The 24,502-nt window shown below is 70.0% G+C and carries 20 protein-coding genes and 3 pseudogenes; 12 read left to right on the top strand and 11 right to left on the bottom strand.

Translation table 11 applies throughout. From position 1 onward, the window contains the following. Positions 1 to 104: 104 nt before the first annotated feature. The 3 genes from ACWDAG_RS35090 to ACWDAG_RS35080 all read left to right on the top strand — a co-directional run bounded on the left by ACWDAG_RS35090 (position 105) and on the right by ACWDAG_RS35080 (position 2,624). A complete protein-coding gene (locus ACWDAG_RS35090) occupies positions 105 to 755 on the top strand; it encodes an HAD family hydrolase (RefSeq protein ID WP_450699586.1) in 651 nt (216 codons plus the stop codon). A gap of 115 nt (positions 756 to 870) precedes the next feature. Beyond that, positions 871 to 1,524, top strand: a complete 654-nt coding sequence (locus tag ACWDAG_RS35085; protein WP_450699585.1) for a class I SAM-dependent methyltransferase — start codon at positions 871 to 873, stop codon at positions 1,522 to 1,524. A 203-nt stretch (positions 1,525 to 1,727) separates the two neighbouring features. Next, positions 1,728 to 2,624, top strand: a complete 897-nt coding sequence (locus ACWDAG_RS35080; protein ID WP_450699584.1) for an aminoglycoside phosphotransferase family protein — start codon at positions 1,728 to 1,730, stop codon at positions 2,622 to 2,624. Positions 2,625 to 2,687: 63 nt separating this feature from the next. Here ACWDAG_RS35080 and ACWDAG_RS35075 read toward each other — a convergent pair whose 3' ends face one another. After that, positions 2,688 to 4,328, bottom strand: coding sequence for a thiamine pyrophosphate-binding protein (locus tag ACWDAG_RS35075; RefSeq protein ID WP_450699583.1), 1,641 nt, complete (start codon positions 4,326 to 4,328; stop codon positions 2,688 to 2,690). Further along, the gene (locus tag ACWDAG_RS35070) at positions 4,325 to 5,110 is read right to left on the bottom strand and encodes a cyclase family protein (protein WP_450699582.1); all 786 of its coding nucleotides are present in this window, start codon (positions 5,108 to 5,110) and stop codon (positions 4,325 to 4,327) included. Before ACWDAG_RS35070 ends, ACWDAG_RS35075 begins: the two co-directional genes overlap by 4 nt. Before the next feature lie 144 nt (positions 5,111 to 5,254). Between ACWDAG_RS35070 and ACWDAG_RS35065 the strand changes: the two genes are divergently transcribed. Next, entirely contained in the window at positions 5,255 to 6,064 is an 810-nt protein-coding gene (locus ACWDAG_RS35065) for a PhzF family phenazine biosynthesis protein (RefSeq protein ID WP_450699581.1), read from the top strand. Between the two features lie 19 nt (positions 6,065 to 6,083). On the opposite strand, the gene ACWDAG_RS35060 is transcribed toward ACWDAG_RS35065, so the two are convergent. Continuing rightward, a complete protein-coding gene (locus tag ACWDAG_RS35060) occupies positions 6,084 to 6,884 on the bottom strand; it encodes a CPBP family intramembrane glutamic endopeptidase (protein ID WP_450699580.1) in 801 nt (266 codons plus the stop codon). Between the two features lie 185 nt (positions 6,885 to 7,069). On the opposite strand from ACWDAG_RS35060, the gene ACWDAG_RS35055 reads away from it, so the two are divergent. After that, on the top strand, positions 7,070 to 8,830 hold the full coding sequence (locus tag ACWDAG_RS35055) for a substrate-binding and VWA domain-containing protein (protein ID WP_450699579.1): 1,761 nt from the start codon (positions 7,070 to 7,072) through the stop codon (positions 8,828 to 8,830). 146 nt (positions 8,831 to 8,976) lie between these two features. Here the strand turns inward: ACWDAG_RS35055 and ACWDAG_RS35050 are convergent, their stop codons facing one another. After that, the gene (locus ACWDAG_RS35050) at positions 8,977 to 10,494 is read right to left on the bottom strand and encodes a glutamate-cysteine ligase family protein (RefSeq protein WP_450699578.1); all 1,518 of its coding nucleotides are present in this window, start codon (positions 10,492 to 10,494) and stop codon (positions 8,977 to 8,979) included. A 552-nt stretch (positions 10,495 to 11,046) separates the two neighbouring features. On the opposite strand from ACWDAG_RS35050, the gene ACWDAG_RS35045 reads away from it, so the two are divergent. The 4 genes and pseudogenes from ACWDAG_RS35045 to ACWDAG_RS35030 form a co-directional block, all read left to right on the top strand. Continuing rightward, on the top strand, positions 11,047 to 11,631 hold the full coding sequence (locus tag ACWDAG_RS35045) for a hypothetical protein (RefSeq protein WP_450699577.1): 585 nt from the start codon (positions 11,047 to 11,049) through the stop codon (positions 11,629 to 11,631). Positions 11,632 to 12,017: 386 nt separating this feature from the next. Further along, positions 12,018 to 12,224, top strand: coding sequence for a DUF5999 family protein (locus ACWDAG_RS35040; protein WP_390700276.1), 207 nt, complete (start codon positions 12,018 to 12,020; stop codon positions 12,222 to 12,224). Positions 12,225 to 12,331: 107 nt separating this feature from the next. Then, a pseudogene (locus ACWDAG_RS35035) lies at positions 12,332 to 12,659 on the top strand (LacI family DNA-binding transcriptional regulator); the annotation flags it as partial. 144 nt (positions 12,660 to 12,803) lie between these two features. Next, positions 12,804 to 12,969: pseudogene (locus ACWDAG_RS35030) on the top strand (LacI family transcriptional regulator); the annotation flags it as partial. A gap of 148 nt (positions 12,970 to 13,117) precedes the next feature. Here ACWDAG_RS35030 and ACWDAG_RS35025 read toward each other — a convergent pair. The 5 genes and pseudogenes from ACWDAG_RS35025 to ACWDAG_RS35005 form a co-directional block, all read right to left on the bottom strand. Further along, positions 13,118 to 14,170: an endo-1,4-beta-xylanase gene (locus tag ACWDAG_RS35025; protein WP_450699576.1), complete on the bottom strand. Its 1,053-nt coding sequence runs from the start codon at positions 14,168 to 14,170 to the stop codon at positions 13,118 to 13,120. Between the two features lie 52 nt (positions 14,171 to 14,222). Then, positions 14,223 to 14,987: a carbohydrate ABC transporter permease gene (locus ACWDAG_RS35020; RefSeq protein WP_450699668.1), complete on the bottom strand. Its 765-nt coding sequence runs from the start codon at positions 14,985 to 14,987 to the stop codon at positions 14,223 to 14,225. Between the two features lie 53 nt (positions 14,988 to 15,040). After that, the gene (locus ACWDAG_RS35015; RefSeq protein WP_450699575.1) at positions 15,041 to 16,048 is read right to left on the bottom strand and encodes a carbohydrate ABC transporter permease; all 1,008 of its coding nucleotides are present in this window, start codon (positions 16,046 to 16,048) and stop codon (positions 15,041 to 15,043) included. A gap of 6 nt (positions 16,049 to 16,054) precedes the next feature. Continuing rightward, positions 16,055 to 17,350: an extracellular solute-binding protein gene (locus tag ACWDAG_RS35010; RefSeq protein ID WP_450699574.1), complete on the bottom strand. Its 1,296-nt coding sequence runs from the start codon at positions 17,348 to 17,350 to the stop codon at positions 16,055 to 16,057. Between the two features lie 351 nt (positions 17,351 to 17,701). Further along, positions 17,702 to 17,973: pseudogene (locus tag ACWDAG_RS35005) on the bottom strand (potassium-transporting ATPase subunit C); the annotation flags it as partial. Between the two features lie 179 nt (positions 17,974 to 18,152). Here ACWDAG_RS35005 and ACWDAG_RS35000 point away from each other — a divergent pair. After that, a complete protein-coding gene (locus ACWDAG_RS35000; protein ID WP_450699573.1) occupies positions 18,153 to 18,710 on the top strand; it encodes a hypothetical protein in 558 nt (185 codons plus the stop codon). 100 nt (positions 18,711 to 18,810) lie between these two features. Here ACWDAG_RS35000 and ACWDAG_RS34995 read toward each other — a convergent pair whose 3' ends face one another. Continuing rightward, positions 18,811 to 20,673, bottom strand: coding sequence for an NAD-binding protein (locus ACWDAG_RS34995; protein ID WP_450699572.1), 1,863 nt, complete (start codon positions 20,671 to 20,673; stop codon positions 18,811 to 18,813). A gap of 622 nt (positions 20,674 to 21,295) precedes the next feature. On the opposite strand from ACWDAG_RS34995, the gene ACWDAG_RS34990 reads away from it, so the two are divergent. Next, a complete protein-coding gene (locus ACWDAG_RS34990) occupies positions 21,296 to 23,245 on the top strand; it encodes an APC family permease (protein ID WP_450699571.1) in 1,950 nt (649 codons plus the stop codon). 148 nt (positions 23,246 to 23,393) lie between these two features. After that, entirely contained in the window at positions 23,394 to 23,912 is a 519-nt protein-coding gene (locus ACWDAG_RS34985; RefSeq protein ID WP_450699570.1) for a hypothetical protein, read from the top strand. Here ACWDAG_RS34985 and ACWDAG_RS34980 read toward each other — a convergent pair. Further along, positions 23,890 to 24,489, bottom strand: coding sequence for a DUF1707 SHOCT-like domain-containing protein (locus ACWDAG_RS34980; RefSeq protein WP_450699569.1), 600 nt, complete (start codon positions 24,487 to 24,489; stop codon positions 23,890 to 23,892). The two genes, ACWDAG_RS34985 and ACWDAG_RS34980, sit on opposite strands and share 23 nt — an antisense overlap. Between the last annotated feature and the right edge of the window lie 13 nt (positions 24,490 to 24,502).

Here is a 24,502-nt window from a genome sequence, read left to right as displayed (position 1 = left end):
AAGTCCATCCTTGACGATCCGCAACATCCGCTTCGCCGGCCTCGTGCCGCTGCCAGCCGGAAACTGGCCTACTTCGCAGGAGGTTCCATGATCTACTCCCGGTCATGCCGTTGTTGCTGCTGGACCTCGACAACACCCTTGTCGACCGGGATGCGGCCTTCCGCGCCGCCGTCGCTGACTTCCTTGCCGAGCACAACCTGCCCGACTCCGACCTCACATGGGTGATGGCCATCGACGCGAGCGGCTACACCGCGCGTTACGACGTCGCCGCAGCCCTCACCGACCGATACGGCGAGGTGGTGCCAACCGCCGCCGTCCGCGCCCTTCTCGACAACGGCGCCGCCGACCGCGTCGTCCTGGCTCAGTCGGCCCGCGAGGCGCTGAACAAAGCGCAAGCAGACGGCTGGACTTGCGTCATCGTCACCAATGGCCGCACCGTCCAACAGGAGGCGAAGATCCGGAAGACCGGACTCGACCGACTCGTCCAGGGCTGGGTCATCTCCGAAGCAATCGGCCACAAGAAACCCGAACCGGAGATCTTCCAAGCGGCAGCCGATGCCGTCGGCGTCCCCCTCCCGGGCGCGTGGGTCATCGGCGATTCACCCCACGCCGACATCGCAGGCGCCAGCGCGCTCAGCCTTCAAAGCGTGTGGGTGACGGACGGACGTGCCTGGACCCAAGACTCCTACCAGCCCACCCGCGTCGCTGCCGACGTCGCCTCCGCGATCAACCACGCCATCACTGCACCCGGATAAAGCCTCGTCGCTCATTTCCCGGCCAGCGCTCGCTTCGAGCGTGGTCGACTCATCAAGGCCCCACCGCCGTGACACCACAACCGGCTTCGGCCGGGCTCCCAGGGAGGCATCTGCCATGTCCGACCTCGACAGTCAGGTCCCCTACTGGGATACCGCTGCGGCCACGAAGACGTTCACCCACCCGCTCCATCTGCCCTGGCTCAACGAGATCAGCACGCACGCTGCGATCCTTGACTACGGATGCGGATACGGCCGCATCATGGAGGAGCTCGCGCAGCGCGGCTTCGACAATCTCACGGGTGTCGACGCCTCTCCGGGAATGATCAGTCGTGCACGCCATCTTCACCCCACCATGCGCTTTGCTGCCCTGGATGCACCACCAGCCTCGCCCTACCCAGACGCAGGATTCGACGCGGTTCTGCTCTTCGCCGTGCTGACCTGCATTCCCGGCAACGAAGCTCAACACCGGTTGATCGCCGAGCTGAACCGCATCCTCAAGCCCGGCGGGATCCTCTACATCAGCGACCTTCTGCTGCAAGACGACGAACGCAACCGGAATCGCTATGACCGGCATGCTGCTCACTACGGCAGCTACGGCGTGTTCGAAACCGCCGACGGTGCGGTCTGCCGCCATCACGACCGCGAGTGGTTCGCCACGCTGCTTCCTGGGTTCCGGACCATCGACACCCGAACGATCACGGTGCTCACCATGAACGGTCACGAGTCAACGGGGATCCAGATCCTCGCGCGCAAGACCGAATCGGCGTGAGCGCAGGTCAGATCCACAGGGATTGATCTCTCCGCACGCCGAAGATCTGCCGTTTTGTCTCAGCGAACCCAGTCCACGCGTCTCAGCCATTCCAGTCCATGCAGGTCACCGGCCGGAGCACGACTGACTTCGTTGAGACAGGACACTTGGCCGACGCGAATCTCAGTTGATCTGTGGACCGTGGCGTCTGGAGACTGGCCGACATGACCATGCATGCTGACCAAGTCGACGTGACCACCGACATCGTGGCGGCCTTGGTCCGAGAACAGTTCCCGCAGTGGAGCGGAAAGGCGATCCAACTCCTGCCGTCGACCGGGACGGTCAACGCCATCTTCCGCATCGGGAACGAGCTCTCTGCGCGTTTCCCCCTGCGTCTGACCGATGCTGCCGAGGCGCTGGCGGTTCTGGAACAGGAGGCCCGGGCAAGCGCGGAGCTGGCGCAGGTGTCCGGGTTCCCCGTCCCCGAACCCGTCGCCTTGGGAAAGCCCGGAGCGGGGTACCCCATGCCCTGGTCGGTCCAGACGTGGCTGCCGGGAACGGTCGCCTCCGATGCCGACCCGAGTGGGTCGGACGCTTTTGCCGAGGACCTCGCGGCCTTCATCGCGACCCTGCGGAAGGCCGACACGCGGGGGCGGCTCTTCAGCGGCGACAACCGCGGCGGCGTTCTCACTCACCACGACGAGTGGATGGCGACGTGCTTCGAGGAGAGTGATGGGCTGCTCGACGTGCCCCGGCTGCGCCAGGTGTGGAGCCACTTTCGGGAGTTGCCCCGCACCGGTGCCGACGTGATGAGCCATGGCGACCTGATCCCCGGCAATGTGCTGATCGCAGGCGACCGGCTCAGCGGCGTCCTCGACACCGGCGGCTTCGGACCCGCCGACCCGGCGCTGGATCTGATCAGCGCCTGGCACCTGTTGCAGCCAGGCCCGCGGGAGGTGCTCCGGCGGACACTGGGCTGTGACGATCTGGAGTGGGAGCGCGGCAAGGCATGGGCGTTCGAACAGTCGCTGGGTCTCGTCTGGTACTACGTCGAGAGCAATCCGGCGATGAGCAGAATGGGGCGCCGGACACTGGACCGCATTCTGGAGTCGATGGAGTGATGACGCCCCGATGGTGGGCCCGGCCCCAGGTCAGGGGCGGGCCCCTACGGGACCGTGCCGCGCTCAGTGGCCGCGGAACGCCTCCTCCAGCCACCAGGAACCGTGCTCGCGGGTCACCTTGGCGTCGATCAGCAGGGGTGCCGAGCGCGGCCCGGCGACCCAGTCCCGCACGGCCTTGAGGTCGGCGGGCGTGCGGACGGTGACCGCCTCGAAGCCGTAGCCGCGGGCCACGGCGGCGATGTCCGTCTCCGGGAAGGTGACCGTGTCCAGCGGGAAACCGTCCGGACCGAAATGGTGCACCTCCGCTCCGTAGGCCTCGTCGTTGTAGACGACGACCACCATCGGCAGGGCGAGCCGGCGCACGGTGTCGAGTTCCACGGCGCTCATCAGCGCGCCGCCGTCACCGAGGGCGGCCACGGGGAGCCGGCCGGGCTGGGCGAGGGCCGCGCCGATCGTGGTCGCGAGGCCCAGGCCGATCGACTGGAAGGCCTGGGTGAAGCAGAACCCGTGGTGGTCCGGCACCGACAGGTACGCGCTCGGGTAGCCCATGAAGTTGCCCGAGTCCACGCCGACGACCCGCTCCGCGGGAAGGATGTCGTCCAGCGCGATGCTCAGCGTCCGCGGGTCGATCCGCTCACGGGTGCCCTCGTCCTCGTACGGCACATCCCGCCACCGGACCCGCGCGGCGAGGGCCTCGGCGACATCGGGCGTGCGGTAGCCCGTTCGGTCCTCGCCACCGGCCTCCAGTGCCCGCCGTGCCGTGCGTTCCACGTCGCCGGTGACGCCCAGGGCGATCTCCCTGTGCGCGCCGAGCGCCTCCGGGTCGTCGTCGACCTGGACGACGGTCGCGTCCGGGCCGATCAGACTGCCGTGCCGCATGGTCCACATGTTCAGCGCGCAGCCCCAGCCGACGATCAGGTCGGCGCCTTGGATCAGTTCGACCGCGAGGGGCGAGGCGAAGCCGCCGGAGACGTCGAGCGAGAAGGGGTCTGCCTGGAACAGGCCGCGGGCCACGGCCGAGGTCGCCAGGAGGGCGCCGTACCGGTCGGCCAGGGCGAGGAGCGCGTCGCGACTGCCGGTGGTGCGCGCGCCCCGGCCGGCGACGAAGACCGGCCGCCGGGCGCCCTCCAGGGCTCGTACCAGCTCCGCCACCGCAGCCTCGGACGGTTCGACGGGTTCTCGTACGGGCATGGGGTGGGCGTCCAGCAGGGCCGCGTCGGGCACGTCCAGGGCCTGCACCTCCAGCGGCAGGTTCAGCAGTACCGTGCGCCGCTCGTGCCGGGCCCGCTGAAGGGCCGCGCGGGCCTGTTCGACCGCGTCGTGCGCGGTCGTCACACGCGCGGTGACGGCACCGACGGAGTGCGCCAACACGGCTTGGTCGATACGGAAGTTGGAGCGCTGCGCGGTCGCCTCGGCGGCCAGCACCAGCAGCGGGGTGCGGCTCTTGGCGGCCTCGGTGATGCCGGTCAGGGCGTTGGTCAGGCCGGGGCCCTGGTGGACGCTGAGCGCGGCGACCGTACCGCTGGTGCGGGCGTACGCGTCGGCCATGGTCGCGGCGCCGCCCTCGTGCCGTGTGGCGACGAAGCGCGCGCCCGCCGCCACCATGGCGTTGGTCAGATGGAAGTTGCCCGACCCGACCACGCCGAAGACATGGTCGACCCCCGACGCGACCAGTGCCCGTCCGACGGCTTCGGCGACCTTCACGACCGCTCCACCAGGGCGAGTACGCGTGCGGGGGATCCGGAGCCCGAGACGATGGGCAGCGGTCCCGCGATGACGACGGCGCCGGTCGGGGGCAGGGAGGCGAGGTTCTGCAGTTGGGTCAGCCCGTACTTGTCGGCGCCCAGGAAGTAGGAGTGGCAGGGGAAGGCCGGGTCGAAGGAGTGCGCCCGACCCGCGTCCGTGCCCACCGTCTCCGTGCCCAGGCCGATCACCGGTGACTCCTCGGCGACCCAGCGGGCACACTCCGCGGAGAGGCCGGGGGTGTGCGGACCGTTCTCGTCGGCGTTGAGGAAGGCCTCCTGCGACTGCGAGCGGGCGTCCCAGCCGGTGCGCAGCAGCAGCCAACCCCCGTCGGGCAAGGGCCCGTTGTCGGCCTCCCAGGCCTTGATGTGGTCCACCTCGACGAGGAAGTCGGGGTCCTTGGCGGCGTGGTCGGAGAAGTCGAGTACGACCGCGGGGGCGATCAGCCGTGCAGCCGGTACCGAGGCGACATCGGCGAGGTCCTTCCCGGTGACCCAGTGGACGGGGGCGTCGAAGTGGGTGCCGGTGTGCTCACCGCTGCGGAAGTTGTTCCAGTACCAGGCCGGCCCCCGGTCGTCGTACCGGCTGATCTCCTCCAGCTCGAAGGCCTGGGTCTGGCCGAACTGGGGCGGCAGCTGGATCACCGGTGTGGTGGACGACAGCGGCGAGGTGAGGTCGACGACTTCGATCGATCCCCCCTGCAGCCCGGCGAGCAGGACGGCGAGCACGGACGGCTGGGACATGACGGCCTCCTGGGCAAAGGCTGAACGGTCAACGACAGGGTGTCAGCCGAGGGTCGCCTCGCTAAGACACGCGGCCCGGAAATCGGTCCACCGACCTCGAATTGGCCTTGGTGGGAAGCTCCACCTCGCCCTAGCGTCGAGGCCATGCGCATCCGAATCGTCGACGCCTTCGCCGACCGCCCCTTCACCGGCAACCCCGCCGGTGTCCTGCTTCTCGACGACTTCCCCGACGACGAGCGGCTGCAGAAGATCGCCCTGGAGGTCAACCACGCGGAGACGGCGTTCGCGCACCGGCTGCCCGAGGGCGGGGAGGCCGACTGGGCGCTGCGCTGGTTCACGCCCGCGGCCGAGGTCAACATGTGCGGGCACGCGACCCTCGCCACGGCGCACGTCCTGCACACGACCGGCGCCCACGAGGGCACGGTGCGGTTCGCCACCCGCAGCGGCGTCCTGGTCGCCACGCCCCAGCAGGACGGCTCGATCACCCTGGACTTCCCGACGGCGCCGCTCACCGAGGTCGAGGTGCCGGCCGGGGTCGCCGAAGCGCTGGGCTCCCAGCCGCACGCCGCCTTCGACACCGGCCCGAACGTGGGCGACCTGGTCCTCGAACTCGCCGACGAGAAGACCGTCCACGCGCTCATCCCGGACCACAAGGCGCTCGCCGCCTACTCCCAACGCGGCATCATCGCCACCGCCCGCGCCGAGGACCCCGCCCGGGGCTACGACTTCGTCTCCCGCTGCTTCTTCCCGAACCTCGGCATCGACGAGGACCCGGTCACCGGCAGCGCCCACACGGCGCTCGCCCCCTTCTGGTCCGAGCGCCTGGGCCGCCCCGACCTCACCGGCCTGCAGGCCTCGCCCCGCTCCGGCCGTGTCCGCACACAGCTGCGCGGCGACCGCACCCTGCTGAGCGGCCACGCGGTCACGGTCATCGAGGGCGAACTGCTCGCCTAGAAAGCCGGGCTGCGGACGCTCAAGCCGTCGGCAGCCACCCCACCTTCCCGGCCAGCAGCGCATACCCCACGAACGCCCCGATGTCGAGCAGGGAATGCGCCACCACCAGAGGGCCCACCCGCCCCCAGCGCCGGTACAGGTACACGAACACCACACCCATCACCATGTTGCCGACGAAGCCGCCGATGCCCTGGTAGAGGTGGTACGAGCCGCGCAGTACGGAACTGGCCACCAGGGCAGTGCCCGGCGTCCAGCCCAACTGCCCGAGCCGGCGCAGCAGATAGCCGACGACGATGACCTCTTCGAGGATCGCGTTCTGCATCGCCGAGAGGACCAGCACGGGGTACTTCCACCACACGTCGGGCAGCGCCTCCGGCACCACCGTGAGGTTGAAGCCGAGCCCGCGTGCGGCCAGGTAGAAGGCGATTCCGGTGCTGCCGATCACCGCCGCGATCCCGGCGCCACGGCCGAGGTCGGGCCACGGCCGGGTGCGGTCGAAGCCGATGGTGCGCAGGCTCTGGCCCTCGCGCAGCAGGAGGTGCGCGACCAGCGCGACGGGCACCAGGGCCGTGGTGATCCCGAACAGCTGCCAGGCCAGATCCAGCCAGGGGCGGCCCGGCGCGGCCGAGGCGTTGAGGGTGGCCGCCTGCTCCTTGAGGCCCCCTGGTTTCGTGACCGATCCGACAAAGCTGATCAGGGCGGACACACCACTCGCACCGAGCGAAAGCCCCAGAACGAGCAGCGTCTCGTCACGGAGAATCCGTCGCGAGGGCCGTTCCGGCGGAAAGGAATCGGCCACCGGGCCCGCCTCTGCCTGCACACCTGCCTCCAGTTGAGTAATCCAGCCTCATCCCCACCGTCACCCCGCTAGGGTCTCGAAAGAACTTACGAGGATCGTGCGCTTGGCCGTCAGGGGGGACGGACGCCGTACGGGGCAAACCTCCCCTTTGCCTGCCATACGGCCGCGGTCCGGCACGAGGTTCAACAGGGAGGGGCACCACCGTCATGGGACGTCACAGCTTGCCCGATCAGTATGGGGCGGGCGGCAGCGACCCCCGTCCACGGGCGCGGCGCCGCACGGTGGCCGTGGCGACCGTGCTCGTCCTCGCCGTCGTCGGCGGCACGGCGGGCGCGGTCAAGAGCGGCCTGCTGTCGTTCGGCTCCTCCTGCCAGGACGACCCGGTGCGTCTGAAGCTCACCGCGTCGCCGGACATCGCCCCTGCCCTCACGGCCGCGGCGAAGCAGGCCCGGCGCGGCAACATCACCTCCGACGGGCGCTGCCTCGCGGTCACGGTGACCGCAGGCGACTCGTACAAGGTCGCGGACGCGCTCGCCGCGGGCAAGAAGCCCGAGGCGCAGCTGTGGGTGCCGGACTCTCAGCTGTGGATCGACCGGATCACGGCGGACAACGGCCCGATCGACGTGACTCCGGTGGGGACGGTCGCCTCGACGCCGATCGGCGTGGCCATGGTGCCCACGGCCGCCAAGTCGCTGGGGTGGCCGAAGAAGACGTACAACTGGGTCGACCTGGTGGGCGCCGCCATGCAGGACAAGTCGCTCAGGCTGGGCGCGGCCGATCCCGCGCGCAGCGCCACCGGGCTGCTCGCGCTCACACAGCTCAGCACGGCCGCCGCCGAGCTCAAGGGCGGCGACACCCAGGTCGCGGCCATGATGAAGACGCTGTCGCAGCGCACCTCGGACAGCGACGGCCAGGTCGCGGACACCCTGCCCCGCGACTCCTCGGGCACCGAGCTGGGCAACCCGAAGCGGAACCAGGCGCTGGTGCTGTCCGAGCAGGCGGCGTACGCGTACAACTCCTCGGCCGGCGCCGGCGTGGACATGTTCTACCCGAAGGACGGCTCGCCGCGGCTCGACTACCCGTTCGCCACGGTCGACGAGCTGAGCACCGACGAGAGCCGGGCCGCGCTGCGGTTCGTGAACTACCTGCGGCAGCCCGCGCAGCTCCGGCTGCTGCAGAAGTACGGCTTCCGCACCTCCGACGAGGAGGCGCCGGAGGCGGTGGTCGCCGAGGCGGGCGGCACCAGCCCCCAGCCGTACACCGATCCCACGCCCCAGCCCGCCTCGGACGCCGCGCTCCAGGAGACCCTCGGCACCTGGACGATCACCGTCCAGAGCGCCCGGCTCACCACGGTCGTGGACGCCTCCTCTTCCATGTCGCAGCCGGTGCCGGGGACCGGCGGCCAGTCCCGCATGGACGTCACGAAAGGGTCCCTGCTGCAGGCCCTGGCCACCTTCACGCCCGAGGACGAGATAGGCCTGTGGGAGTTCTCCACGAAGCTGGACGGCGCCAAGGACTACCGCGTCCTGGTGCCGACCGAGCGCCTCGGCGACCAGAAGGGCAGCGGCACCCAGCGCGACCGGCTCTCGGCGGCCTTCAACGCCCTCGAGCCGGTACCGCACGGGGCGACCGGGCTCTACGACACCACGCTCGCCGCGTACCAGGCGGCGACCTCGTCCTACGCCAAGGGAAAGTTCAACGCGCTGGTCGTCCTCACCGACGGCGTGAACCAGGACCCCGGCAGCATCTCCCGCTCCGAGCTCATCACCCGACTCCAGAAGCTCACCGACCCCGCGCGCCCGGTACCGCTCATCATGATCGCCGTCGGCCCCGACGCCGACCGCCAGGAAGCCGAACAGATCGCCGGGGCAACAGGCGGCTCGGGGCAGTCGGTCAGCAGCCCGTCACAGATCCAGTCGGTGATGCTGAGGGCGATCGTGGCGGCGGGGTCGCGGGGAGACGACTGAACAGGGTGCGCGAAGTCCGCTGGGGTACGGCCGCGTCCTGAAGGGGGGCGGGGAACTGCGCGACCAGCCACGACGGCGCCGCAGACAGCGATCGCGCCCGCGGCGAAGCCGCAAATGGACACAGTCAGCGGAACGCTGAGCGCAGCTCAGCCCAAGGGCACGGGCTCCGGCAGCCCCACGGGCCACGTATGCACCGGCTCCCCCACCCGCATCAGCTCGCTGTACCTCCGAGTCGTGGCCGCCAGCGCGGCATCCCGTGCCAGCCCGGCCTCCAGACCCCGGTGGAACGTCGCCGCCTGCCACGTCGCGCCGTTCACCCGGCGCCGGCAGCGCTCGTCGATCACGCCCAAGTAGAGGTCCCGGTCGGCCGGTTCGACTCCCCACGCCTCCAGCCCGGCCTCGGCGAGCGGCAGCAGTTCGTCGCGTACGAGGCTCACGGCGTCGACCTGTGTGGTGCCGCCGTACCGCCCCCGCCGCGGCCACTCCAGGCGGGCGTCGATCCCGTGCTTGCAGGCGGCGTCGAAGTTGGCGGCGGCCGCCTCGAAGGGCATTCGGGTCCACACCGGCCGTGACTCCTCGGCGAGGGCGCGGACAAGGCCGTAGTAGAAGGCCGCGTTGGCGATGACGTCGGTGACGGTGGGCCCCGCGGGCAGGACACGGTTCTCGACGCGCAGGTGCGGGACGCCGTCGGCGATGCCGTAGACCGGGCGGTTCCAGCGGTACACGGTGCCGTTGTGCAGGACGAGTTCGGCGAGCTTGGGCACGCCGCCTTCGTCGAGGACCTCCAGAGGGTCCTCGTCGTCGCAGATCGGCAGCAGGGCCGGGAAGAACCGCAGGTTCTCCTCGAACAGGTCGTACGCCGAGGAGATCCAGCGCTCCCCGAACCAGGTGCGCGGGCGCACCCCCTGCGCCTGCAACTCCGGCGGCCGGGTGTCGGTGGACTGCTGGAACAGCGGGGGCCTGGACTCGCGCCACAGCTCGCGGCCGAACAGGAAGGGCGAATTGGCGCCCACGGCGATCTGCGCGGCGGCGACGGCCTGCGCGGCGTTCCAGACGTCGGCGAAGCGGCCCGGGGTGACCTGGAGGTGCAGTTGTACGGAGGTGCAGGCGGCCTCCGGGGCTATGGACTTCGAGGTGCAGGTGAGGCGCTCCACGCCGTCGATGTCGAGGACGAAGTCCTCGCCGCGGGCGGCCACGATCTGCTCGTTGAGCAGGGCGTAGCGGTCGACGTCGGAGAGGTTGGAGGAGACCAGGTCGTCGCGGTCGAGGGTCGGCAGAATGCCGATCATCACGATTCCCGCGTCGAGCTCCCCCGCTTTTCGATGGGCATATGCCAGCGAGGTCGTCAGTTCCTCGGCGAGCCGGTCGAATACCCGCCCGCCCAATCGGTGTGGGGCTATGTTTACTTCCAGATTGAACATGGCGAGTTCTGTTTGGAAATCACGGCTTGCGATCCGCTCGAGAACCTGGGCATTGAGCATTTTCGGCATGCCGTCGGCACCGGCCAGATTCAGTTCGATCTCCAGCCCCATGAGGTTCTTCGGGCGATCGAACCGCTTCTCGTCCAGGAGCCGCTCCAGTCCCGTCAGACACCTGCGGAGCTTGTCGCGGTAGTGCTGCCGATCGGACAGGTCGAACCGCCCCGCCACGACCTTCTCCCCCATCGAAGCGTCCCTCCTCGCGTGGGCGGCCCGAAGATCCGGCCGCCCGGTGTCGGGGTCACGTGGGATGATGCCCACACGCGGCGATCGATAACGTCCCCGGGCGGGGACGCCGGCCGCTAATCTGATGAGCGTGACCGGTGGCACATTCGCCGGGCATGGGGCACGGCGCAGTTTCGGGCCGAGACAACCTCGTGAAAAACGCCGACGAGAATTGGCCGACCCCTTCCCGGCTATTCTCCGAGGTCACCGGCGTAAGGCGCGAGCGGAATCGGGATGATTCCCGCGTATCGCCGACCGGATGGACCCTTGCCGAGTGCACCCGAAACAGCTAGACGAAACACCGTGTGAACACAGTTCGTATAAACTCCGCGAACAAGACAGAGGGTTGGCGCCCGCGGTCATGGAACCTGCCGTCGAGGTGACGTGCGGCAGGCCTCACCCACACTCCTCGTTCCCACGCCCCGGCCCCTGCCCCTCTGGCCCCGTGAGCAGACAGCGCCGTCCGCCCCCGCCCTCGCGCCACCGTGCCTGTCGAATGAGAGGCGACCCACCATGCCGCTGCATGTCCCCCCGGCTCCCGCGCCCGCCCTTCGCACCGTCCTGACCGCACTCGGTTCCCCCACCGCGGTCCGCGAGGCCCGAACTCCCTCCCTGCTGCGTTCCCAGGGCCCCGCCACTCCCGAACTCCCGCTGCCCGTATACGTACTGGACGAGCTCAGCCCCGCGGGCGTGTCCGCCACCCGGCTGGCCGGGTGGCGCTTCCTGATCCGCTGCGGCGAGCGCTCGGTGGCCGCAGCGGACACCATGCTGACGCCCGACGGCTGGGCCTTCTCGCACTTCTTCGAAGGCCCGTACATCGCCTCCACCGAGCGCGCCCTGCGCCAGGCCGAGACGATGAGCCAGCCCTACCAGCCTCGCCTGCTCTCGGTACCCAGCCTGTACATGCTCACACTGTGGCTGCACGGCGACTGCACCGCGGACGGCGCCACCGGCCACCCCGCCGCCACGGACCTGCTCGTCCCGCTGGCGCCGGCACCGCCCGGCATAGCCGCCCATCGCCCGCACCGCGTCGCCGAACTCCTCCCGGTGCTGACCCATCGGGTGACTCCCGTCCGGCTACTGGGCTCGCCCGCCTGACCACCGCCCGTCGCCAGACCTTTCGTACCCCGTCCCGGAATTCCGGGACGGGGTACGACGCTTTTCCGCCCGGCAATTCGCTCGTACGAGCAGCCAATTGCTCGTACGAGCCGAAAACAGCATCCGACCTGGACGGACTAGCCCCATCCGACCACCGAGAACCACCCGAAGTGACAGTGCAGTTGGACTGAACCGTCCGCACGGGGGATGCGTCCTCAACCTGTGAGAAAGCGGTGCTGCGAAATCCCTGCGGATTGACGCCCGTGGGGCAACACTGGGACTGGACCGACTTATCACTACGGGGGGCGGCCATGAACGGAGCTTCAAGCCGCGAGACAGACAAGACAGCCATCTCACACATCACGACAGAGCGAAAGATCCCATCAATGTGCCAGCACCAGCCACCGTGTCCGACAGCCCACTCCGCCGACCGGGAATCCGCCCGACTTGTGGCGCACCACCCGGAGCAGGGATGGAGCCTGCTGTGCAACGGCGTTCTGCTCTTCGAGGACACCGGTGAGCTCCTGCCCGACGGCCAGATCATCGCGCCGCACCGCCCGGTGGGCGCCGGCCAGGTGATGACGGCCGCCTGAGCGGCACCGGGCGGCGCGCCACCCCGCCCGGAGACTTGAGGGGCCGGTCGCAAGGACACCCTGCGAACCGGCCCCGACGCATGTGCGGAGGCGATCACTGCCCGTAGTTGCGCGTGTCGGCCACGTCGACTCAGGGGGAATTGGCGGCGGAGGAGGCCGGGGTCTCGGAGCCGACCGCGTCCCGGGTCATCAGCGGCCGCACCGACGTCTCGCCGCAGACCCGTGCCCCGGTCGAGGCCCTGCCGCTGCGGAACGGCCCCCGCAGACGCGACCGGCCGCTGCTCGCCCCAGTCTTCAACGACCTCTACGGCCCTTGGGCGGTGGGGATCATCCGGGGCGTCGAGGGGCCCGCGGAGGCGGCCGGGTTCGGCGCCCGTGGTGTCGGCGATCCACGGCCTGTCCGGCGACGCCCGCCTCCGCGGCAGCCGCGCGCGGGGACGGGCTCGGCGTGCTGCGGCCGGGCGAGCACGGCTCGACGTTCGGCGGCAGCCCGCCGGCGCCGTGGTCGGCACGGCCGTCGTGGAGCTGCTGGAGACGGGCGCGTACCAGCGCCGGGCCGGCCAGCTGGTCGTGGTCCTGCGCGGTGCGACACGGAGCCCGCGGACCCGCGCCTGCGACGGCGTCGCCCTCGTCACCTCGGCGCTGGAGCCTGTCGCGCACGAGGAGTTACGGGCCCTCGGGGTCCCGCCCCATCGGGCACCGCAGGATCGGCCTCGTCACGGGCCCGCCCAGGCCGCTGTGCAGCGCTGTTGCCGGCCCGGCGAACAGCCCGGCTCACCACGGGTGGAGCCGGGCACGGAGCTCGTGGTGCGGTCGAACACGGCACCCCCGGCGCCCTGAGCCGGGGGTGCCGGACCCCGGCGGTGCTCCCCACTGCACCGCCGGGGCGTTCTCTACTTGCCGCCCAGCGCCGCCCTGATCGCGAAGTAGGCGGGTTTGGGCCGCAGTTGCTCGTCCCACGGGAGCGCAGCACCTTCACCGGGGAAGAACGCCGGGATCCACGAGTACTTGTCGGTGTAGTCCCACACGGTGATGCCCACGCACCGCCGCACCGTGAGACATGCCTCGGTCAGGTCCCGGTACCACTGGGCCTGCTGCGCCAGCTTCTCGTCGGTCGCCGGCAGGATCATCCGTACGTCGACCTCGGTGAGCGCGGTGTCGAGGCCGAGCCGCGAGAAGCGGCGCAGGTTGTCCTCCAGGGTCGTCGGATAGCCGTACTGGAGGGCCAGATGGGCCTGGAGTCCGATGCCGTCGAGCGGGACCTTCCGGGCCTTGAGGTCCTTCGCCAGCCGGTAGTAGGCGTCGCTCTTCGGGCCGACCGCCTCGATGTTGTAGTCGTTGAGGTAGAGCTTGGCGTGCGGGTCGGCCTCGTGGGCCCAGCGCAGCGCGTCGGCGATGTAGCCGGAGCCGAGCGTCTTGTACCAGAGGGTCTCGCGGTAGGTGCCGTCCTCGTTGAACGCCTCGTTGACGACGTCCCAGGAGTAGACCTTGCCGCGGTAGTGCCGTACCTCGGTCTGGATGTGCTTCTTCAGTACGGCCCTGAGCTCGTCCGCGGTCCATTCGCGGCCGGTGAGCCAGTCGGGCAGCTGGCTGTGCCAGACCAGGGTGTGGGCACGGACCCGCTGGTGGTTCTTGCGGGCGAGGTTCACGATCTGGTCGCCGTTCGTCCAGTCGAAGACGCCCTGCTGGGGCTCGGTGGCGTACCACTTCATGCCGTTGCCGGGCGTGATCATGTCGAACTCGCTGCCGAGCAGGGCCGTATAGGCGGTGTCGGTGAGTTCGGGGTTGTCGGTGGCGCTGCCGAAGTAGCGGCCGTGGCGCTGGGCCAGTTCCGCGAGCGTCGGCTGCTTCGGGCTCGCCTGGGCCGCGGGGCCGGTGGCGATTCCGGCGGCGACCAGGACGGCGGCGAGGCCGCCGGCGAGTCTGAGACGGGTGGTCTTGCGCATGGTGCGACTCCTCACGGTGTGGGGTGCGGGGCCGTACGGACGCCGGTGCGCCTCATCCCTTGGTGGCACCGGCGGTGAGGCCGCCGACGAGCTGCCGCTCGGCGACCGAGTAGAAGGCGAGGGCGGGCACCATCGCGAGGACGAGATAGGCGAAGACGCGCGCGTACTCCGCCGAGTACTGGCCCTGGAACTGCTGGACGCCGATCGGCAGGGTCCACCATGTGTTGTCGGTGAACACCAGCAGTGGCAGGAGGAAGTTGTTCCAGCTGGTGACCACGGCGAGCACCGAGGCCGTGCCCAGCGCGGGCCGTGCCATGGGCAGCAGTACCCGCCAGAAGAACCCGAACGGGCTGCAGCCGTCGAGGGTGGCCGCCTCCTCCAGCTCACCGGGGATCTGCCGGAAGAACCCGCGCAGGATGATGATCGTCACCGGCAGTCCGTATGCGGCCTGCGGGAGGATCACGCCCAGCGGGTTGTCGAGCAGGTCGAGGTAGCGCAGCAGCAGGAACAGCGGCAGCGCGGCCACCGCGAAGGGGAACATCAGACCCATCGCGAAGAAGGTGAACAGCAACTCCCGCCCGCGGAAGGCGAACCGGGCGAAGGAGAAGGCCGCGAGCGCGGACACGGTGACCATGAGCACGGTCGTCGCCACGGCGATCAGGGTGCTGTTGCCCAGCAGCCTCCAGAAGCTGCCGGAGCCGAGGATGTCGGTGTAGTTGCCGGTCAGCCAGTGCTCGGGCAGCCCGAAGGGATTGCGGGAGAGTTCGGCCGTCGACTTGAAGCCGGACATGACGGCGTACAGCAGAGGTACGACCATCAACGCGCCGACGGCGACCAGGACGACGTGCAGCGGCAGTTGGCGCAGGGTCTTCACGTGCCGTCTCCCCTCATGTTCGTGGTGGCCCCTTCGAGGTCGCGGCGGAGCACGAACCGCTGGTAGGCGAGGGCGAAGACGAGGCAGATGCCGAACATGACCACGCTGATCGCGCTGGCGTAGCCGACCTGGTAGCGCTTGAAGCCGTACTGGAACATGGTCACGGCCATCGTCTCGGAGTGGTGGTCGGGGCCGCCCTGGGTGACCACCCACACCAGGTCGAAGAGCTGGACACCCCAGATGACGGACAGGAAGACGCTGATGCGCAGGGTGGGCGCGAGCAGCGGCAGGGTGACATTGCGGAACCGCTGCCAGGGCCCGGCGCCGTCGATCAGCGCCGCCTCGGTCAACTCGGCCGGGATGGACTGGAGTCCGGCCAGGTAGAGCATCATGTGGAAGCCGAAGTACTTCCACGTCATGACGAGGAACAGGGTCGCCATGACGTAGGACGGATCGGCGAACCACTCCCCGCCGAGCCCGTCGAGGCCGACGGCGCCCAGGACGTGGTCGGCGAGTCCGTCGCCCGGGGCGAAGATCATGCTGAACAGGACGCCGGTGATGGCCTCGGACAGGACGTACGGCGCGAAGAACAGCATCCGGTACACGGCCCGGCCGCGCAGCCGCTGGTTGAGCGCCACGGCCATGGCGAGCGCGAACGGCAGCTGCAGCGTGAGCGACAGCGCCATCAGGACCAGGCAGCGCCACAGGTCGCCCAGGAAGACGGGGTCCTGGAAGAGGCGGGTGAAGTTGTCCGTGCCCACGTAGTCGGAGGGCATACCGAACCCGCCCCAGCGGAAGAAGGCGGCGTACAGCGCGAACAGCATCGGCAGCAGGACGAGGCCGATGAACAGCACCAGGGCGGGCACCTGGAAGCCGACCGCGGTGAGCCAGTTCAGCAGGCGCCGCCGGGCCCGCCCCCGCGCGAAGTCCGCGGCGGGAGGCGGGAGTTCGAGATCCGGGCCGCTCCGCTTGTCCGGAAGGAACGTGGAGGACGTGGAGGTCATCGGCGGCTACTGCTCTTCCTTCGCGGTCTTCGTGACCGACTGCGTGACCTGCTCGGGGGACTTGGACCCTGCGATGAGCGCGGCGACGCTGTCGTTGATCTCCTGCCCGACGGCCGGTGCGTACGCCTGGTCGAGGTAGAGCTGGAAGCCGGTGGAGCCCTTCAACTGGGCTTCTACGGCCTTGAGGTTCGGGTCGCTGAGGGCGCTCTCGGCACCGGGGGCCACGGGAATGGCCCCGGTCTTCTTGACGAGTTCCCGATCGGTGGTCTCAGAGGCGAAGAACTTCAGGAAGTCGACGGCCGCCTGCGGGGCGCCCTTGCGCAGGGCATGCCCGCCGCCCCCGCCGAACACCTCCGTGATGGCGCCCTTTCCGCCCTCGACCGCCGGGAACGGGAAGAAGCCGAGGTTCGCGCCGAGCCCCTTGCCCTGGTCCGCCTCCACCTGCGGGGCCCACTGGCCCATGAGCTCCATGGCCGCCTTGCCGTTGCCGACGGTCGCGGCCTGGCCGCTGGGTGTGGAGTAGGCGGCGCCGAGGAATCCCTTCTGGAACGGCTGGAGTTGGACGAGGTCCTTGAGGTGCTGTCCGGCCTCGACGAATCCAGCGCCGGTGAAGTCCTTGTCGTCGCTGGCCTTCTGGAGGGCGTCGAGGCCCGCGGTGCGCATGGAGAGGTAGGCCCAGTAGTACATGCCGGGCCACTTCTCCTTGCCGGCGAGGGCGATGGGGGTGATGTTCCTGGCCTTCAGCTTGCGCACGGCGTCGAGGAAGCCGCTCCAGGTGGTCGGGGGCGCGGCGATGCCGGCCTGCTTGAACAGGGCCTTGTTGTACCAGAAGCCGATCATGCCGATGTCGAACGGAATGGCGTACGTCTTGTCGTCGAAGATGTACGCCTTCGTCGAGGCCGGCAGCAGTTGGCCCGCCCACGGCTTGGTCCGGTCGGTGAGGTCCTCGACCATCCCCGCGTCGATCTGCTGCTTGAGGACGCCGCCGCCCCAGGTGTGGAAGATGTCGGGGAGCTTGCCGGAGGCGGTCAGCGCCGTCATCTTCGCCTTGTAGGCGTCGTTCTCGAGCTGGACGATCTTCAGCTTCACCTTGGGGTTCTGAGCCTCGAACTTCTTGGCCAGACCGGCCCATACGGTTTTCGCGGGCTCGGTGGTGGAGATGTTCCACCACTCGACGGTGGTCGTCCCGTCCGACGACCCTCCGTCCGAGTCTCCGCCGCATCCGCTCAGTGCCGTCATGCCCAGACCGGCCGCGGCGGAGGCCGCCAGGAAGCCGCGGCGGGACAGTGCCCGATCGCCCATCATGCGCTCCTTGGGTAGGGACGGCGCGTCCACGACCGTCCGCTGGGACCGAAAGTTTCGGAGATGATCCAGAAAGCTGCGTTGTTGCCGCACCCTAGAGACAGCTCCCAAACCGTGGCAACCCCTTGTACGCGGTGAATCTGCGTCCAACTTCCACGAGGCCCCCCAGCGTTGACGCAGGCACAGGAAGAGCCGAGAGTTTCCGGTGCATTCCGGAGACACGTCGACTCGAAGGATCAGGCGGGCGGAGGCCCCGTCGATCGGGGTGCTGCTGGCCGAAACATTCGGCCTGTTCGACGAAGGATGTCGTCGTGGGGGCGGGGCTTGCCGCGTCGTCGGTCTCCACCAGGATCACCTCGGGGGCCGCTGGACCTCCTCGACCCGCCGGCGAACGGCGGCGGGAGCCTTCGGATCCGGATGGCTCCGGCCCTCGCCCATGGAGCCGAGGGTGCGCCCCTCGTGTGACCCTTGCCGAGCTTCTCCACCCGGACGACGGACAGGCCGTTGCGCTCGACGACCCGGTGCACCTGGATGTCGGCGTACTGGGGAGACATGTCCGGGTCCAGGCCGGAACCGGAGGACGTGTCCGCGTCGACGGGGACCTCGGAGGGCTCGACCGTGTAGCACCAGCACGATCACCTCGGGCCTGTACGCCACCGACGTCATCGCATCCAGCGAGAGCACGCCCGGCTCGGTGGTCAGTACGGACATGGTTGCGGAGCCGTCAAGCAGGACCACGGGGCCGTATGGGTCCCGTCAAGGCCCATTCCCCCATGTCACAGGGTCTCTTACCGTCTGCCGTATGGGACACCGCGACGACGCGCGACGACACGGATCCGGCGCCGGAGAACCGGAATGCGGCCCGACGGTCCACGATCGCCGCTGGGCACGGGATCTGATCGGCGCAATCCGCTGTGCGACCGCGCTCCTCGGCCTGCTGTTCCTGATCGACTGGGCTGCGGACACCCTGTCCCTGTGGCGCGGGGCGCTGTGGTGCGCGCTCGCCGTACTGCTCTTCCTCCTGCTCTGCCCCGACCGGATCCGCGCCGGTGAGGGGTGGCTGACCTCGCGCCGCCTGCTGCGCACCCGCAAGGTCCGCACCGACCTGCTGGTCTCGGTGCGCTCCCTCGACGGAGTCACCCAGCGTCTGGTGCTCCGGGACGCCTTCGGTGAGCGCGTCGAACTCGACCCCGCCGTTCTCGTCCACAATCCCGACCTCTGGCACCGGTTGCACGAGGACGCCCGGAAGTCGCCGGCCCTGAGCACCCTGTTGTGCGGGAGCACCGCGCTGGACCGGGTCTCGCAGCGGGTGGAGCGCGAGACGGCCGAGACGGTGTTCAGGGTCTCCGATCTGAGGTGAAGCTCCCCTGAGCGGGCCGGGCAGAGTCCGCTGCCGGGCGGCGGAGCCGCAGTGGACCTACGACACATCGCCGCGCATCCCGCGCAGCGCTTGCCCGCAGTCACCGCCGCCGGTCCGCCGGATGCGGCGGCACGCCCGTCATCAGGATGTCCAGGCCGCGCCGCGTCGTCGCGAGGACCACGCGGTCGCCCGCCCGCAGGATCCTCCCCTGCACCGGACGCCAGTCGAAGCCCGTCCGTCCGGGAGGCAGTCCGGGCAGGCCGTCCACGGCCGCCGACACGGGCAGCGGGCCGGTGGCGGTCCCGACGGCCAGGACCCGCCACTCGTTCGCCCGGAAGGCCTCGCGCACGGAGCGCCCCTCCAGCTCGGGATGCCCGGCCACGTCCACGCAGGTGAACAGCAGCGAGCCCCGCTCCACCGGCATCACCCCCAGCACATGGCGGCCCATCATCGCGGCGGCGAACGAGGGAGCGGCCAGGGCGGAAACGCTTCTGCTGCGGGTCAGTGCGTCCGGGTAGGAGGCGCGCAGGGTGCGCTGGAGGGTGGCCGCGAAGGCGTCGTCGTACAGCCGCGTCACCACCCGAAGCGCGGGGTTCGTCTCCCGGACGGCCATGACGATGTCGAGGTTCTGGCCGTCGTCGCGAGTCAGGACGAGCAGCGAGCCGCTCTGCCTGATACGGGCCAGTTCGAGAACGCCGGGAGCCGTGGCGTCCTCCAGGATCAGCGGTACGCCGAGCTGGCGGGCGAGGGCGACGCCGCGGGCGTGCGGGTCGCGTTCGATGGCCACCACCTGGTGGTCGGTGGCGCGCAGCCGGGCCAGCACCCGGGTGCCGACCATGCCCAGGCCGACCAGGACGATGTGCCCGCTGACATCGTCCTCGGGCGGATGGCTCGCCGAGGCGGTGCGGAAGGCCTCGGTGGCGTTCATGGTGGCGGCGACGACGAGCGGGAGGACCGCCAACCCGACGAAGCCGGCGAGCAGTTGCAGTATGCGACGGGCGACCGACTCCTCGGTGGCCGGGTCGCCCATGGTGAAGATGTCCAGCAGCGGCAGGTAGAAGTTCTTCCACCACGGGTGCTCGTCCGCGAAGAGCGCGGTGGCGGTCGCGAGCGCCAGGACGACCGCCGCCAACGCGCCGTAGACGGCGGCGAGTTGATGGGAGAGGAAGACCTTCCACGGCAGGTGGGTGAGGCGTGCGCGCAGCCATCGGCGGGGGTGGAAGCGGCGGGCGCGGGCGGCCGTCTCGGCGGCGAGATGCGTGACCTCCTCCAGCATCAGCCGACCGTGCGTGAACTGCCGGTGGTAGGCGGTCCGGGTGTCGGGCAGCAGCTGGGTGCCCTCCTCGCCGGGCGTCTCGGGGCTGTCCTGGCTGGCAGGGTCGTCCTCGTGGGCGCCGGACAGGACGGCAAGGGTGGCCAGATCGGTGGTGTTCGACGGGGCTCCCGCGGGCCGTACGACGCCGCGGAAGACCTTGCCCTCGACCTGGAGGGTGTGCCCGTGGCCCACGGCCGCCGCTGCCACGAGTTCCGGTACGGCGGTGTCGGCGTCGGAGAGCACCGTGGTGGAGGTGTCCTGGACGAGGCCGTCGCACAGCCCCGCCGCCCGGTCCAGCAGCCGTTCCAGGTGGTGGCCGCGTTCACGGTTGAACATGCGGACGACCAGCCGCACCGACGGGTTGACGGTCCGCGCGAGCAGCGCCGCGGTCATGTTGACCTGGTCGTCCCGGTAGGTCAGGGCGAGCGCGGCGGCCCGTTCGACGCCCGCCGCCCGCAGGGCCCGCTCGTCGGGTCGGGCGGAGATGTGCAGCTCGACCGGGGAGTCCGGGTCGTCGTGCAGCGCGGCGATCTCCGCGCCGCGCTCGTCGCTCGCGTGCGGCAGCACGACGGTGACGATCTCGCCGCACACGGCGTCCAGTTCGACGGCCAGCCGGTGCGCGAGTCCGTCGTCGCCGCAGATCACCATGTGCTGCGATCTCGGGCCGGGATCTGGGCTGGTGGGGAGAGTTGACGTCACATCAGGCTGAACGACGGGGCTTACGGGGGCTGTTCCGGCCGGGGGCCCCACATGATCCAAGAATCCGTCAAGAACATGCCAATGAGCCCGCCGCCCCGGCCCCTGCGAGCCTGGCGCCACTGCCCGCGTCAGCGACCAGGCGTGCCTGCCGCGGTGGCACCCTGCCCAGGCCCGGGGCCTGCATGAAGCACCCGAGGTGGTGCCCGTTGCCCGTACGCCCACGGCTCGACTTGGCAGGACGACGTCGTAGGCGCCGCGCAGGTGGCTCGCGGACGAGCACAGCAGCCGGGCGCCCAGCACGGCCCCCTGGCTTGGGAACCGGATGCCATGACGCTGGGTGTCCGGCCCGGACCACCGGGCCTCCCTCCTCCAGACAGCCCAAAGCATCACCAACCATTCCAGAAGCATCCTTCCTGGGCGCCGATCCAGCCGAGCAGCGAGTCTTAACGGAAGCTTGACGCCGTCCGCCCCCTCATCCGTGGGCCCCGGCGTCACTCTCCGCTTACGCTGGTGCCGCCGTCCGCGTGATGGCCGGAACCCACACGCTGAGCCGCACATCAGGAGCACGCCGATGGCCACGACCGAACACCCTGCGCCCAGCCGCCTGCGTTCCTGGATGCTGGAGGGCCTGTCCGACATGGGCAAGGGTGTCCAGCAGGCGCCGCACGCCCAGCCGGAGGCCCCGCACAAGGGGCAGCGCTGGTACCGCGTGATGTGCCTGACCGGCGTCGACTACTTCTCCACCCTGGGCTACCAGCCGGGCATCGCGGCTCTGGCGGCCGGCCTGCTCTCGCCGATCGCGACCATCGTCCTCGTGATCGTGACGCTCGCCGGCGCGCTGCCGGTCTACCGCCGGGTGGCCGAGGAGAGCCCGCACGGCGAGGGCTCCATCGCGATGCTGGAGCGACTGCTGTCCTTCTGGAAGGGCAAGCTGTTCGTCCTGACCCTGCTCGGCTTCGCCGCCACCGACTTCCTGATCACCATCACCCTGTCGGCCGCCGACGCCTCGACCCACCTCGTCGAGAACCCGCACCTGACCAGCGTCCTGCACGGCAAGGAAATGCTGATCACGCTGATCCTGGTGGCCCTGCTCGGCGCGGTGTTCCTCAAGGGCTTCCTGGAGGCGATCGGCGTCGCCGTCGCCCTGGTGGTCGCCTATCTCGGGCTCAACGTGGTCGTCGTGGCCGTCGGCCTCTGGCATGTGATCACCGCGGGCCACGTGGTCACCGACTGGACCAGCGCACTGACCGCCGAGCACGGCAACGTGTTCGCCATGATCGGCGTCGCCCTGCTGGTCTTCCCCAAGCTCGCGCTCGGCCTCTCCGGCTTCGAGACCGGCGTCGCCGTCATGCCGCACGTCCAGGGCGACCCGGGCGACACGGAGGACAACCCGCAGGGCCGCATCAGGGACACCAAGAAGCTCCTCACGGCCGCCGCCCTGATCATGAGCGTGTTCCTGATCCTGACCAGCTTCATCACCACGGTGCTGATCCCGGCGAAGGAGTTCAAGTCCGGCGGCCAGGCCAACGGGCGCGCCCTCGCCTACCTGGCCCACGAGTACCTGGGCAACGCCTTCGGCACGGTCTACGACATCTCGACCATCGCCATCCTGTGGTTCGCCGGCGCCTCCGCCATGGCGGGCCTGCTCAACCTGATGCCCCGCTATCTGCCCCGCTACGGCATGGCCCCGCACTGGGCCCGCGCCGTACGCCCGATGGTGATCGTCTTCACCCTGATCGGCTTCCTGGTCACCTGGATCTTCGACGCCGACGTCGACGCCCAGGGCGGCGCCTACGCCACCGGCGTCCTGGTCCTGATGTCCTCCGCGGCCATCGCGGTGACCATCGCGGCCCACCGCGCCCGGCAGCGCAACTGGACCGTCGCCTTCGCCACCGTCTCGGCGGTCCTGCTCTACGTCACCGTCGCCAACGTCATCGAGCGCCCCGACGGCGTCAAGATCGGCGCCTGCTTCATCGCCGGCATCATCCTGGTCTCCCTGCTGTCCCGCCTCGCCCGCGCCTTCGAGCTCCGCGTGACCAGCGTGACCTTGGACGACATGGCGGAACGTTTCATCCGGGACATGTCCAGCCGCAAGATACGGTTCATCGCCAACGAGCCCGACCGGCGCGACAAGGCCGAGTACCGCGACAAGATCGAGCAGATCCAGAACGACAACGACATCCCCGGCGAGGACTTCGTCTTCGTCGAGGTCACGGTCGTCGACCCCTCGGAGTTCGAGGCCGGCCTGACGGTCCGCGGCGAGGTCCTCCACAACCGCTACCGGGTGCTGACCCTGGAGTCCTCGTCCATCCCGAACGCGTTGGCCGCTCTGCTCCTGCATGTCCGAGACACCACGAACTGCACCCCGCACATCTACTTCGAGTGGACCGAGGGCAGCCCCTTCGCCAACTTCCTGCGCTTCTTCCTCTTCGGCCAGGGCGAGGTCGCCCCGGTCACCCGAGAGGTCCTGCGCGAGGCAGAACCGGACCGCGCCCGCAGGCCACGCGTCCACACGGGCTGAACACCGGCCGGGCCCCGAGGGGCGCGGAGCCGCACATCGGCACACCCGGAGCCCACCACCGTCAGGATCCCGTCAAGATCCGGCCCCACGGCGTAAGAACGCCGTCAGCGGCCGCGCCCAACCGCCCCCGTCGGCCTACCTTCGCCTCATGCGACGGGTTGGACCGCCGAACCCTGCCGGAGACCGCCACTGGCGTGGCAGCGCCCGACTCGCCGCGTGCTGCGCCCTCGTCTTCTGCGCCATGACGATGCTGGTCGACTGGGACGCCGAGACCCTCACCCCACTGCGCGCCCTGCTGTGGCTCACGCTGTCGGCGGCCGTCTTCGCCGTCCTTCTCCCGCCCCGGGTCACGGCGGGCCCGGGCTGGCTGGCGGTACGCGGGCTCGGCCGCCGGCGCGCCATCCGTACGGACGCCCTGGTCGCCGTGAGGCAGTTCAGTGGCGCCTCCTCGCACCTGGTCCTGCGCGACGCCGACGGCCACCGCCTGGAACTCGACCCCCGTGTCCTGATCGCCGACCCGCTGGTGTGGCACGAACTGGACACGGGCATGCACCGCTCCCTGGAACGCGGCACCCTGCGCCAGGGCACGGACGTCCTACGGGCGCTCGGCCACCGCATCGACGACGAGACAGCCCAGGCGGTGCTCAGGGCCTCGGGGCTCTCCTGAGGAACCCGCGCCGCTGCGGACGCACCACCACTTGACCGAAGTTCATACGGCCGTGAATCGCGATGCGCAGTTCCACGGGCACCCCCGGGGCGGCCGCCGAACGGTTCTTGACGCCCCCGTAGTCGAGCATCAGCGAGTCCGTGTCCACCACGATGCCCGGCCGGATCAGCAGCTTCAGCGCGCCTCCACGCAGGTCCACCTCGATGTGCAGGGTGTCGTGGGTGATCACCGCATCGGTGAAGTCGAGCGTCACCTCGCCCCACTCCGAGTCGATCTCCAGCCGCCGCGGCACTGTCCAGCCGTCACCGCGCCGGGTGGAGGCGCCGCGTTGCTCGATGCGGTCGATGTCCTTGCCTGCGACCTCCGAGGCCGATTCCGGCAGGTCCACCGTCAGAACCGCCAGTTCGCCCAACGTGCGGGCGGTCAACGCCGCCTCCACCCGCTCGTCCAGCTCCTCCGCGGTCAGCCGACCGTCCCCGGCCGCGACACGCAACACCTCCACGACCTGGTCCCGGTCCGCGTGCGAGGCCCTCAGATCGAGCGACGCCCCGCCACTGCGTGACAGCTCAGCCGACATACCCACACCCCGA

Source organism: Streptomyces sp. NPDC001157, assembly GCF_053598255.1.
This window is presented reverse-complemented; position numbering and strand designations above follow the sequence as displayed.